This is a genomic window from Samsonia erythrinae (assembly GCF_004342665.1).
Lineage (GTDB): Bacteria > Pseudomonadota > Gammaproteobacteria > Enterobacterales > Enterobacteriaceae > Samsonia > Samsonia erythrinae.
The window spans coordinates 1-13,386 of record NZ_SMBY01000010.1 but is presented as its reverse complement, the minus strand read 5'-3'; the positions used below and the strand labels follow the sequence as shown (position 1 = coordinate 13,386).

Annotated in this window: 8 protein-coding genes; all 8 read right to left on the bottom strand. The window is 58.5% G+C overall.

Features of this window, described 5'->3' with window-relative positions; all coding sequences use genetic code 11:
- Positions 1-47: 47 nt before the first annotated feature.
- Entirely contained in the window at positions 48-500 is a 453-nt protein-coding gene (gene rplI, locus EDC54_RS14085; protein WP_107170005.1) for a 50S ribosomal protein L9, read from the bottom strand.
- Positions 501-541: 41 nt separating this feature from the next.
- Positions 542-769 carry a 30S ribosomal protein S18 gene (gene rpsR, locus EDC54_RS14080; RefSeq protein WP_005974788.1) on the bottom strand — a complete coding sequence of 76 codons (228 nt, stop codon included), beginning with the start codon at positions 767-769 and terminating at the stop codon, positions 542-544.
- Positions 770-773: 4 nt separating this feature from the next.
- Positions 774-1,094 carry a primosomal replication protein N gene (priB, locus tag EDC54_RS14075; protein ID WP_132457562.1) on the bottom strand — a complete coding sequence of 107 codons (321 nt, stop codon included), beginning with the start codon at positions 1,092-1,094 and terminating at the stop codon, positions 774-776.
- 5 nt (positions 1,095-1,099) lie between these two features.
- On the bottom strand, positions 1,100-1,492 hold the full coding sequence (rpsF, locus tag EDC54_RS14070) for a 30S ribosomal protein S6 (protein WP_005974793.1): 393 nt from the start codon (positions 1,490-1,492) through the stop codon (positions 1,100-1,102).
- 280 nt (positions 1,493-1,772) lie between these two features.
- Positions 1,773-2,945 (bottom strand): HlyD family type I secretion periplasmic adaptor subunit, encoded by a 1,173-nt coding sequence (locus EDC54_RS14060; RefSeq protein WP_132457768.1) that lies wholly within the window; start codon positions 2,943-2,945, stop codon positions 1,773-1,775.
- Positions 2,946-2,949: 4 nt separating this feature from the next.
- On the bottom strand, positions 2,950-5,133 hold the full coding sequence (locus EDC54_RS14055) for a type I secretion system permease/ATPase (RefSeq protein WP_230514524.1): 2,184 nt from the start codon (positions 5,131-5,133) through the stop codon (positions 2,950-2,952).
- Complete coding sequence (locus EDC54_RS14050; protein ID WP_230514528.1) at positions 5,130-6,509, bottom strand: TolC family outer membrane protein; 1,380 nt, start codon at positions 6,507-6,509, stop codon at positions 5,130-5,132. Before EDC54_RS14050 ends, EDC54_RS14055 begins: the two co-directional genes overlap by 4 nt.
- A gap of 133 nt (positions 6,510-6,642) precedes the next feature.
- On the bottom strand, positions 6,643-13,386 hold a 6,744-nt coding region (locus EDC54_RS14045), incomplete at its 5' end, for a BapA/Bap/LapF family large adhesin (protein WP_132457553.1).

Sequence of the window (13,386 nt, the reverse complement as noted above, 5' to 3'; positions counted from 1 at the left end):
AGCGTTTCACATGTTAACTAAAGTGTTAATTCGACGATAAACGTGAATTACGCTTCAGCAACAACAACGACATTCAGCTCAGCAAAGACATCGCTGTGTACCTGGAAGCTGACTTCGTGCTCACCCAGAGTACGCAGAACGCCGTTCGGCAGGCGAACTTCGCTCTTCGCGATTTCAACACCGGCCGCCGTTACCGCATCAGCGATATCGCGAGTACCGATGGAACCGAACAGTTTACCTTCGTCGCCAGCTTTAGACGCGATGGTTACGCTACCCAGTTCTTTGATCTTAGCGGCGCGAGCTTCAGCAGCGGCCAGAACGTCAGCCAGTTTGGCTTCCAGTTCAGCGCGACGTGCTTCGAAGAACTCAACGTTTTTCTTGGTTGCCGGCACAGCTTTGCCCTGCGGAACCAGGAAGTTACGGGCGTAACCCGCTTTAACGTTTACCTGATCACCCAGGCTGCCCAGGTTTGCTACTTTATCAAGCAGAATAACTTGCATTACCTTATCCTCTCAAAGTCTCGTTAATGGACAGTGGCCGATTACTGATGACGATCAGTGTACGGCAACAAAGACAAGTAACGCGCACGCTTGATAGCGCGGGCCAGCTGACGCTGGTATTTTGCACGAGTACCGGTGATACGGCTCGGAACAATCTTGCCGCTTTCAGTGATATAGTTTTTCAGCGTAGCGATGTCTTTATAGTCGATCTCTACAACGCCTTCCGCGGTGAAACGGCAGAACTTGCGACGACGGAAATAACGTGCCATTTGGCTAGTCTCCAGAATCTATCAATTCAATCTGCTCGGCATGTAACACTATCCTGCTCAGGCCATTGCGTCCTTGATGGGAGCTAATAAACCCGTGTACGGTAAGTAACGTGCCGACCGTTATACTGTGGGTAACTGCTTGTGACGACAGTCCACTGACAACCACGGGCATACGACACCATGCTTGCCGACTCAATCCGGCTTCCTCCTGCGTCGAGCGGTGCTCAAGCACAAACTGACAGTGAGGAATGCCTGACGGGCTGACTTTACGAATGGGCGTCTTGCACACGGTGCCGGACAACACCAGACGATTTATCGCCACCACGACAATTACTCTTCAGAATCCCCTGCATCCACATCATCGCCAGCTTCTGCGAAATCTTCACGACGCTCACGGCGCTCGTCTTTCGCTTTCACCATTGGAGATGCTTCAGTTACCGCGTGCTTAACGCGCATAACCATGCTGCGGATAACGGCATCGTTGAAGCGGAAGTTTGTTTCCAGCTCATCGATCGCTTCCTGCGGCGCTTCAACGTTCAGCAGAACGTAGTGCGCTTTGTGCAGTTTGTTGATCGGGTAAGCCAGCTGACGGCGGCCCCAGTCTTCCAGACGGTGGATCGTGCCCTGCGCACCAGTGATGGTAGCAGTGTAGCGCTCGATCATGCCCGGAACCTGTTCGCTCTGGTCAGGATGAACCATAAATACGATTTCGTAATGACGCATCGAATTGCTCCTTACGGATTATTCAGCCTCCTGTCTGGGTCAACCGCGGCCCGTGGAGGCAAGGAACGTGTATGTGTGCGGCTGAAAAAATGACGCGTAAGTATAGTGCCCGACATTAAAGAACACAAGGAAGAAACGCGGATAAATCCCGGTGGGCGCTGAGCGGGAAAGGATAAACGGACTGAGAAGCGAAAACCGCACGGCGTGGCGGTCACCGGGGAAATCGACGCGCCACTGATAGCGTTACTTTTTGCCGTCAAATTCTTGTCTGTACTCGGTATCAACGCTCTCGCAGCGCTTCTGCCGCGCGATTAAACGGTTTAATTAAATAATCCATCACCGTTTTCTCACCGGTTTTGATATCCACCGTCGCAATCATCCCCGGCACGATGGAAAACTGGCGCCCCGATTTATTTTGCAGATAATCCTGCTGGGTGCGAATAAACACGCGGTAATAAAAAACGTCCGGTTTGACTTCATCCTGAATGGTATCCGGCGAAATCGTTTCTACCACGCCGTCCAACCCGCCATATATGGCGTAATCGTAGGCGGTAATTTTTATCAGCGCTTTTTGTTCGGGGTGGATAAACGCAATATCCCGTGGCGACAGACGCGCTTCAATCAGCAGGTGATCATCTAACGGCACAATCTCCATCAGTTGACCGTTCGGCGCGATCACGCCGCCAATGGTCGTCACCTGAATATTTTTCACAATGCCGCGCATGGGCGAACGCACTGTTAAACGCATCACGGAGTCCGTGCGTCCCCGAATTACTTCCGATAAGGTATTGGCCTCCGCGTTGGCCTTCGCCAGTTCCTCTCTCGCCTGTACATAATACTGCGAGCGCAGATCGGTCATTTTCAGTTCAAGATCCGATTTCTGGCGCCGAAGTCGCAGCACTTCAACATGGCTCGCCGCCCCACTTTTCACCAAACGCTCGGTAATGTTTAACTCGCTATCCACCAACCTCAGCGCTTCCTTTAACTGTGACTGGGCATCCTCAAGCTGAGCGCGGCGGCTGTTATAAAGTCGGGTTTCCATCGCGGTCAGCTCCCCCCAGCTTTCCAGCGAAGGAGGAAAAGTCAGCGGTTCATCATTCACTTCCGCACTCAGGCGGGCGCTGGCAGCCAGCGCGGCGCGATAACGGGCGGCGCTCTCCCCCACATTGGATTCGGAACGGGTCGGATCCAGCCTGGCAACGACTTGTCCTTCCTCAACCACATCCCCTTCCCGCACGTTCAATTCCACCAGAATGCCGCCGTCCAGCGACTGCAAAACCTGTTCGCGCGAGCTGGGGATCACTTTCCCCCCGCCGGTCGACACTTCGTCGAGCGTACCGAACCATGCCCATACGCCCGTGACGAAAAAGAGTAAGGTGGTGAGGACGATAATACGCCGCGCGCCGATGTAGCGTCGTTCCCGGCTATATTGCCGCTCGGGATCGTCCTTCATCCATTCAGACGACTGCATTTTCATTTTTCACCTCCTGATGACCGGGGCGATGACGGCCCGTATTCAGCGCCTGTTCTTTCGGCGCATCCATCACAAGCTGCCCTTCTTTCAGTACGATGACGCGCTCCACCAAGTCCAGTACTGCGACCCGGTGCGTCGCGACGACCAATGTCCGTCCGCCCAGCCAGTGACCGAGGCGCTGAATAAACTCTCGTTCGGTATGCTCATCCAGAAATGCCGTGGGCTCGTCCAACAACACAATATTCGGATTACGCAATAACATGCGCGCCAGCAGGATCGATTGCCGCTGACCGCCCGAAAGCCCTAATCCCCCTTCCATTACCGGGTGCTCCAGCCCCAGGGGCAGCTTTTTGACAAAGTTCCCCGCGCCGCACACGTCCAGAGCGGCAAAGATCTCAGAATCACTGGCGCGCGGTGCGCCTAGCGTCAGATTGTCGCGTAAGGTGCCGAAAAATAACCGTGCGTTCTGCGTCGTCAGGGAAACGTTACGCCGCACATCGGCCATATCAATCTGCGGCAGGCTCAGATTATCAAGCAGTAACTCACCTTCTACGAGATCCATTCCTCCTCCCATCGCTTGAAGCAGGGTGGATTTTCCCGCGCCATTGCGCCCCAGCAGGGCGACCCGCTCACCGGGACGAATCTCCAGTTGTGCTATTCTCAACGCGATGAGGTTAGTCTCGTTGTGGTAGCGAAACGACGCGCCGCGAAACCGGTAGTGGCCATAGAGCACATCGCAATGCACTTTTCGTTCGTCCTCGCTGCTTTCCAGCGGCAGTTGCATGATGCTATCCAACCCTTCTTTCGCCGCTTTAACTTGTTGCCAGCGTGCCAGTACGCCGCACAACGTCGTCATCGGCGCGATCATGCGAGACGCTAACAGGGAAGCCGCGACAATAGCCCCGGTCGTCATTTCCCCTTCCATCACCAGCGGTGCGCCAATCATCACCACCAGCGCATACACCATGCCCTGCACACTCACGCCCCAGCTAATCAACCATTGCGTGAGTTTGCGGGTTCTCACACCGGATTCCGCGCTCGCGCTGATGTAATGATTCCACTGCTGTTGAAAACGGTTTTCCGCCTGCATCCATTTGATGTCTTCCAGACCCTGAACACTTTCCACCAGCACCGCATTGCGCAATGTGTTTTCCTGCGTGGACAAATGCGCTAACTGCGCCAGTTTCTTTTGCATACAGAGACCGGGCAGGATCATCAACAGCGCGGCCACAGGCGCGATCCATGACAGCGGCGGGGCAATTATCGCCATCACCAGCCAGAACAGCAGAAAGAATGGCAGGTCGACCACGGCAGAAACCGTGGTTGACGTCGCCATTTCCCGAATTTGCTCCAGTTCACGGATCTGAGCAATAAAGCTGCCGGTTGAACGGGGGATCGCGCTGTTTCTTAGCCGAAGCGCGTGGCCGAAAACGCGATCGGAAATCCGAATATCCGCGCGTTTCCCCAAAATATCCGTGATATAAGCGCGGCTGATCCGTAAAAGGAAAGAGAAAATCACGGCGATCAATACCCCAATCGCCAGCACATAGAGCGTCGGGTAGGACTGCGCGGGAATCACGCGGTCGTAAACCTGCATAGAAAACAGGATGCCGGCCAGCGACAGAATATTGACCAGCAACGAAGCCAGCATGACGTAGCCATAGGGTTTGATATCCTGAAATACCCACCGCCACAGCCAGTCGGGGCGATACGCTTGCAGGTAGTGCCGGGCGCGTTCGTCTCTTACCAGATTGGCTGGCCTGAACGCGGCAATGTGGCGAATTTCCGGCAAGAGCTGGCGCAGAGAGAGCGCGTTAAGCTGTTTATCCTCCTCCATAAAACAGACGAGCAGATTATCTTCTCCGTCAAACTGCTCAATCACGCCGACGCGCCCGTCGGCCAGTTGCACGACCAAAGGCAAATGGTATGTAGCGATATCCGGCGAGTTCTGGAGCCTGGCGGTCATTCCCGCCAGTCGCGCCAGATGGCTTAACGCCTCTTCCAACGCGTGGTTTTCCAGCCAGCGGGCGCTGGACTGAAGCGCGCCCGGAGAGAAGACCAGCCGGTAATGTCCCCCGACATAACCAATGGCGGCCGCCCACGCGGACATTGAACATGGCGTCTCTTCCGCCTGAACGGGAGCGGTCATTTCTTCTGTCTGGCTCATGGTTGAATCTCCACGGCCTGAATAGCGCGATGATTCAATGCGAAGGCGTTGCGCATTTTTCCCGTACTGTACAGGCAATCAAGCTGTAACTGATGCAGTTGCATCAACGTCTGCTGTTCAGTGAAGCGGGATTGAAAGACTTCCTGTTCAGCATTCAAGATATCCAGTAATGGCCGGGTGCCCAATTCCAGATATTGCTGTTGATAAAGTTTGCGCGTCCTCTCCCCCAGCGCCTGCTGACGCGCCTGAATTTGCAAGGTATGGGCCAGACTTTGCGATTCATTCTGCGATTCCGTAAGTTGCTGACGCGCTTCCAGCCGCGCAATGTCTATTGCGGCATTCGCCGCTTCAAGCGCATGCGCCGCGGCATTACGGCTGGCGGTCAGGCCGCCACCTTGATAGAGAGGCATTTCGACTTTCACCCATGCGGAATACTGGGTGCGATCCAGCCTTTCACTGTTCGCATAGCGATCGTTAAGGTAGTGATTGACTTCAGGCTGTAATGAAATCGTCGGACGCATCCGGGCCGTTGCTTCATCCATCTGAGCCTGTGCCTGATTCGCGCGGGCATAGGCCGCAAGTACCGTCGGAATCAGCCGATCGTCCAGCATACCGCTGCTGCATGCATTTTTCAGACTCACCGGAAAGTCATCGCTCACTCGGGGAATCTGCGCCCAGCCCAATCGAGAGGCCAGCGTCGCTCGCCAGCGATCGAGATTCGCCTGATACTGCAACAGGGCAGAACGCGCGCCTTCAATACGCACATCGGTCTGCACCACATCTGACTGTGAACTCGCTCCCTCATCGCTGCGGTGACGAGCCATCTGACTGATCCCCTCCAGCGCCGCTAACTGATCTTTAGCGATATCGACCAGCCGCTGGTATCCCTGAACACGGACTACCGCCGATGCGGCGTCATGCGCGACCTTATCAATACTGACCAGGACATTCGCCTGCTGCTGCGCGACGCCGGCATTCGCCGCGCGCACCTCGCTATCGACTTTACCGAAGTCATACAGCATCTGGGAAATGGACAGCACCAGCGACGGGCTATAACCACTGTTGCCGTAACTATTGGTGATGCCGTTATTAATGCCGCCATTTATCTGCGGATAGTATTTCGCCTCTGCCACATTGACCGTTTCAGACTGTTCAAGCAGGCGCCCGATGGCCTCACGAATATCCGGGTGCCAGGAAACCGCGCGACTAATGGCCGCATTGAGGTCTAAATTTTCCGGCACATGAGAGGGAATCGGTGCGGCCATCTGGCCGGAAAGCGAGGGTAAAGCATCCTGAGATACGATCTGTCCGGTACTGATAATGCGCGTGTGAGAGTCAACCTGTGCCGCACTGATACCACTGTAAACGCCCGCCATCACTCCCCATAAACAGGTCAGTCTCATCATACTGCTACGGCAAATTCCCATATTGTTCCCTGATATAATGAAAAAATTGCATGTGCCACAGGCACCGGGGTTCGCCACGGTGCCTGTGGGCTGTCGTTTTACATCAAGCGATAATCGCGTTGTTCTCCATCAATTCATCCAGCGTAATCTGCGTCGTTTGGAGCGACACCAGATCCGTTGAGGTAAACGCGCTTCCCTGCCCATCACGGTCAATCGCGATCACGGTGTTGCCGTTAACGGTTTCGACAGATAGCCAGTCGCCGAGATTACCGGTGCCAGCATCCCAGCCTTCCAGTAGCTGGCTGATATCAACCTTATCGCCCTCCGCCAGTGAGAAATCAGTCCAGGTGTCCTTACCGTTGCCGCCCGTCGCATCCGCACTATCCAGCAGGTTAAAGATCAACGTGTCTGCCCCAAGACCAAGGGCGAACGTATCGTCGTAAGCCGTACTGGTCGCGATATCGCTATGGATGGATCCATCCAATTGGGGGGTAAGGTCGATGGTTAATGTCGAACTGGCGGTTTCACCGCTGAGCGCGGTCAGGGTGTAGTCAAACGTCTCTTTCTGGGTGATGGTGGAAATATCCACATCATTTGAAAGGCTATAGCGGTAATCACCGTTGCTATCCAGCGTCAAGGTGCCATAGCGCCCCTGAACCGATGCCGTCGCGTCGCTCGTGATATACGGATCGAGCGTGGTGATTTGGCCATTGACATCGGTCACGGAGACCTTCGTCTGCACCGAAACCAGCTGATCGGCGGCGTTGTCTGCCGAACCACTACCGTCGAAGATATTACCTTCCGCGGTGGCGGAGTCCGTCTGGAAGCTGTCGAGCAGTTGGCTGGTGCCCGTCACGGAGGCGCTCACCGTGATCGTTCCTAAGGACAACGCGCCAATAGAGCCGGTGAAATTAAGGGTATAATCACCCGCCGCCAATTCCAGGTCGCCGAGTGACGCCGTTGCCGTACCGCCCAGCAAGGTGCCGCTGGCTACCGAACCAGACGCCAGTTGCGTACCTTCACTGTTCAATAAAGCCCAGCTAATGCTCAGACCACCGAGATTAAGGCTGGAGCCCACATTAAACGTGATGGTGGCGTCTTTTAGCGCGGAGTTGTCTGCGACGGTCAGCGTCCCGGAGCCGTTACCTGACGTTGAGCTGAACAATGATGACGACCAACTGGTCGTACCGACATCGGTATCGCTGTAGCTGGTTTCCTCCTGCACCGCCGTTACCGGCAAGGTGACGCTATCCTCAATGGCTGCCAGCGAACTAGGGGTCAGCGTGATATTCAGCGAACCGACATCAGACTCGCCATCCGGCGCAGTCAGCGTGTAGACAAAGCTGTCCGGCGCGGTGATACCATCGGCGCCCACACCGTTATTCAGCGTGTAGGTATAATTCCCTTGTGCATCGATCGCCAACACACCATAGGAACCCGTAACACTGGTCATCCCGTCTGCGGCGATCGCCACGCCGTTAACAGCGCTGATGATCGACCCCGAAGGCGCGGTGTCATCCTGCATGACATTACCGGAAACGCTGGTACTCACCGTTTCCACGCTATAAATATGGTCTTCCAGAATATTTAAGGTATAGCGGGTGAACGCGGTTAATCCATAAGCGGTATCCATCAGGAACAAATACCGCCCGCCTTCCAGGGTGAGCGTCAACGCCTCAGAGGTTCCCCCCACCAGCAGGACCTGGAGCCAGCTATCCACGACGCGATACTGATCGTATTGCTGGGTAGCATCGTTGAACTTGTAAATATAGAGATCGAAACCGGATACGACGGAACCGCCGGCTGCCGAAGCCTGAAGCGTCATGGTTCTGCTGCTTCCCTCCTCGATATCGAAAATAATCGGGTCGGTAAGGTCGTCCAGAATACCTACATTCAGCACATTGCCCAGACCAAGATTCAGCACGGTGAAACCACTTTGTGATGAAGGGCCATTATCAATCGAATCCACTGAAGTATCGAAAGTGATAGCGACTTCATCATCAACCGCAACAACATTACCGGGCGCTTGAGGTTCAGCCCCCAAAGAGATCGTGAGGTTGGCGCTGGTCGTCAACGCCCCCGCGCTGAGGGTATAGGCGAAGCTATCCGTTTGTCCCAACACGGCGGTGGAGGTTTCCGTCAGCGTATAGGTGTAACTACCATCCAGATCAATGGTCAGCGTACCGTATTCCCCCTCAATCACGGTGTCATCTGCCGTAACGGAAACCACATCGCCAGCGTGATTCACAACCTGTGTCACTACCGCGTTAGCCGGAACGGTATCGGCGCCATGCACCGGATCCTCATCGGTGATGACGTTGCCGGTATAGAGGGTTTCACCACTCACTACGCCTGCGGCGGTTTGCGTCACCGTTGCGGTAAGGCTGGTGAACGATCCCACGGCCAGCAGCGTGGTGTTATAGGCCAATGCGCGGTAAGTACCTTCACCTAAGTTGTCAAGATTCAGAGAAACGCCACTACGACCAATGGTAAAGACGCTGGCCCACTGCGGATCGGAACTATCAGCAACGGTATTCCAGGCGCTGGTTTGCGCGTTATATTGCTGTACGGTGACGCCCATCGTATTAAGTAAAGACAAGACGCTGCCGGTAGCGCTGGCTTCTAATACGACATCGGCCGTCGCATTACTATCCACCGTAAAGGTCACTTGCGCGCTGTCATCTCCCAGCAACGACACGATATCGCCTAACGCGCCGACGATTAAGAATCCCCAATCGCTTAACGACTCGACCGTCGTTGCCGAATCGGCGCTCAGATCCAGTACGACATCATTATCGTTGGCCGCCAGTGACAATACGGGCGCCGTGACCGTGGTTGATGCCGAAACGTTGCCTGCAATATCGGTAGCCGATACCGATATCGTTTCGCCATTAGCCTGTACCTGCGGGAAAGCATAACTGTAGCTCCCGTTTGAATCCGCCTGTGCCGTCGCCGTCGTGCCATCTGCCAGCGTAATCGTCACCGTGCTGCCGGCCTCCGCCGTGCCGCTAACACTACCACCATCCTCGCTGACCGTGGCAGTCGGCGCGTCCGGTGCTGTGGTATCCGGCGCGGTTGCCGTCGCCGGCCCGCTGCTGTTGCCCGCTGCGTCGGTCGCCGTTGCCGTGACAGATTCACCGTTGGTCAGCGCCGGTGACAGCGGTACGCTGAAGCTACCATCTTCGCCTACCGTCACGCTGCCCAGTTCATTACCTGTGGCATCGGTGATCGTCACCGTACTGCCCGCTTCCCCCCAGCCGCTGACGGATGATCCATCCTCTGACACGGTAAGCTGACCCGGCACCGCCGGCGCCGTGGTGTCCGGCGCGGTTGCCGTAGTTGCCTCAGACATGTTTCCGGCCGCATCGGTCGCCGTGACCGTCACGGATTCACCGTTGGTCAATGCCACCGGCAGCGCGATGCTGTAAACCCCGAATGCATCCGCACTGGCGCTCAGCACCGTGCCGTCCGGCAGCGTAATATGTACCGTGCTCCCCGCCTCGGCGGTGCCGCTCACGCTCTGGCCGTTTTCACTGATCGACGCGACAGGCGCATCCGGCGCTGTCGTATCCGGCACCGACGTATCCGGCACCGTCGCCGTGGCCGGCCCGGACATATTCCCGGCCGCATCCGTCGCCGTTACCGTCAGCGCGTCTCCTGCCGCTGGTACCGGCGACAGCGGTACGCTGAAAGTGCCGTCCTCACCCACCGTGACGCTGCCCAGTTCATTGCCTGCCCCATCGGTGATCGTCACCGTACTGCCGGCCTCCGCGGTGCCGCTGACGAAAGCGCCATCCTCACTCACCGTGGCGGTCGGTACCGCCGGTGCCGTGGTATCCGGTGCGGTTGCCGTGATCGCCTCGGACAGGTTGCCTGCCGCGTCGGTCGCCGTTGCCGTGACGGATTCGCCGTTGGTCAGCGCCGGTGACAGTGGTACGCTGAAGGAACCATCTTCGCCCACCGTCACGCTGCCCAGCTCATTGCCTGCCCCATCGGTGACCGTCACCGTACTGCCGGCCTCTGCCGTGCCGCTGACGGAAGCACCATCCTCGCTGACTGTCGCGGTCGGTACCGCCGGTGCCGTGGTATCCGGCGCGGTTGCCGTCGTCGCCTCAGACACATTGCCTGCCGCGTCGGTTGCCGTTGCCGTCACGGATTCACCGTTGGTCAGCGCCGGTGACAGCGGTACGCTGAAGCTACCGTCTTCGCCTACCGTCACGCTGCCCAGCTCATTGCCTTCCGCATCGGTGACCGTCACCGTACTGCCGGCCTCCGCGGTGCCGCTGACGAAAGCGCCATCCTCACTGACTGTCGCGGTCGGCACCGCCGGTGCCGTGGTATCCGGCGCGGTTACCGTGGTCGCCTCGGACACGTTACCTGCCGCGTCGGTCGCCGTTGCCGTGACGGATTCGCCGTTGGTCAGCGCCTCCGGCAATGCGATGCTGTAAACCCCGAATGCATCCGCACTGGCGCTCAGCACCGTGCCGTCCGGCAGCGTAATCTGTACCGTGCTCCCCGCCTCAGCGGTGCCGCTCACGGTCTGACCGTCTTCACTGACCGACGCCACCGGCGCGTCCGGTGCTGTCGTATCCGGTACCGACGTATTCGGCGCGGTTGCCGTTACCGGCTCACTGCTGTTGCCCGCCGTATCGGTCACCACTGCGGTAACCGTCTCGCCGTTGGTCAGCGCCGGTGACAGCGGCACGCTGTAAGTGCCGTCCTCGCCTACCGTGACACTGCCCAGCTCATTGCCTTCCGCATCGGTGACCGTCACCGTGCTGCCGGCCTCTGCCGTCCCGCTGACGGAAGCGCCATCCTCGCTGACTGTCGCGGTCGGCACTGCCGGTGCCGTGGTATCCGGCGCGGTTGCCGTCACCGGTTCACTGCTGTTGCCCGCCGTATCGGTCACCACCGCGGTGACCGTCTCGCCGTTAGTTAACGCCGGCGACAGCGGTACGCTGAAGCTACCGTCTTCGCCTACCGTCACGCTGCCCAGCTCATTGCCTTCCGCATCGGTGACCGTCACCGTACTGCCGGCCTCCGCGGTGCCGCTGACGAAAGCGCCATCCTCACTCACCGTGGCGGTCGGTACCGCCGGTGCCGTGGTATCCGGTGCGGTTGCCGTTACCGGCTCACTGCTGTTGCCCGCCGTATCGGTCACCACCGCGGTGATCGTCTCGCCGTTAGTTAACGCCGGCGACAGCGGTACGCTGAAGGTGCCGTCTTCGCCTACCGTGACACTGCCCAGCTCATTACCGGCGGCATCGGTGACCGTCACCGTGCTGCCGGCCTCCGCCGTCCCGCTGACGGAAGCGCCATCCTCACTGACTGTCGCGGTCGGCACCGCCGGTGCCGTGGTATCCGGCGCGGTTACCGTGGTCGCCTCGGACACGTTACCTGCCGCGTCGGTCGCCGTTGCCGTGACGGATTCGCCGTTGGTCAGCGCCGGCGACAGCGGTACGCTGTAAGTGCCGTCCTCGCCTACCGTGACACTGCCCAGCTCATTGCCTTCCGCATCGGTGACCGTCACCGTGCTGCCGGCCTCTGCCGTCCCGCTGACGGAAGCGCCATCCTCGCTGACTGTCGCGGTCGGCACTGCCGGTGCCGTGGTATCCGGCGCGGTTGCCGTCACCGGTTCACTGCTGTTGCCCGCCGTATCGGTCACCACCGCGGTGATCGTCTCGCCGTTGGTCAGCGTCGGTGACAGCGGCACGCTGAAGGTGCCATCTTCGCCTACCGTCACGCTGCCCAGTTCATTGCCCGAAGCATCGGTGATCGTCACCGTACTGCCGGCCTCCGCCGTGCCGCTGACGGAAGATCCATCTTCACTGACTGTCGCGGTCGGTACCGCCGGTGCCGTGGTATCCGGCGCGGTTGCCGTCACCGGTTCACTGCTGTTGCCCGCTGCGTCGGTCGCCGTTGCCGTCACGGATTCACCGTTGGTCAGCGCCGGTGACAGCGGCACGCTGAAGGTGCCGTCTTCGCCCACCGTGACACTGCCCAGTTCATTACCTGCCCCATCGGTGACCGTCACCGTACTGCCCGCCTCCGCGGTGCCGCTGACGGAAGATCCATCCTCACTCACCGTGGCGGTCGGTACCGCCGGTGCCGTGGTATCCGGTGCGGTTGCCGTTACCGGCTCACTGCTGTTGCCCGCCGTATCGGTCACCACCGCGGTGACCGTCTCGCCGTTAGTTAACGTCGGCGACAGCGGTACGCTGAAGGTGCCGTCTTCGCCTACCGTGACACTGCCCAGCTCATTACCGGCGGCATCGGTGACCGTCACCGTGCTGCCCGCCTCCGCCGTCCCGCTGACGGAAGCGCCATCCTCACTGACTGTCGCGGTCGGCACCGCCGGTGCCGTGGTATCCGGCGCGGTTACCGTGGTCGCCTCGGACACGTTACCTGCCGCGTCGGTCGCCGTTGCCGTGACGGATTCTCCGTTGGTCAGCGCCTCCGGCAATGCGATGCTGTAAACCCCGAATGCATCCGCACTGGCGCTCAGCACCGTGCCGTCCGGCAGCGTAATCTGTACCGTGCTCCCCGCCTCAGCGGTGCCGCTCACGGTCTGACCGTCTTCACTGACCGACGCCACCGGCGCGTCCGGTGCTGTCGTATCCGGTACCGACGTATTCGGCGCGGTTGCCGTTACCGGCTCACTGCTGTTGCCCGCCGTATCGGTCACCACTGCGGTAACCGTCTCGCCGTTGGTCAGCGCCGGCGACAGCGGCACGCTGAAGCTACCGTCTTCACCCACCGTCACGCTGCCCAGTTCATTACCGGCTGCATCAGTCACCGTGACCGTGCTGCCAGCCTCCGCCGTGCCGCTCACCGATGTGCCGTCTTC

Excerpts from the sequence above, each read along its gene's own strand:
- EDC54_RS14050 (WP_230514528.1), bottom strand. The coding sequence starts at position 6,509 with ATGGCGGGCGTTTACAGTGGTATCAGTGCGGCACAGGTTGACTCTCAC.
- EDC54_RS14060 (WP_132457768.1), bottom strand. The coding sequence starts at position 2,945 with ATGAAGGACGATCCCGAGCGGCAATATAGCCGGGAACGACGCTACATC.
- rpsR (WP_005974788.1), bottom strand. The coding sequence starts at position 769 with ATGGCACGTTATTTCCGTCGTCGCAAGTTCTGCCGTTTCACCGCGGAA.
- EDC54_RS14055 (WP_230514524.1), bottom strand. The coding sequence starts at position 5,133 with ATGAGCCAGACAGAAGAAATGACCGCTCCCGTTCAGGCGGAAGAGACG.
- rpsF (WP_005974793.1), bottom strand. The coding sequence starts at position 1,492 with ATGCGTCATTACGAAATCGTATTTATGGTTCATCCTGACCAGAGCGAA.
- rplI (WP_107170005.1), bottom strand. The coding sequence starts at position 500 with ATGCAAGTTATTCTGCTTGATAAAGTAGCAAACCTGGGCAGCCTGGGT.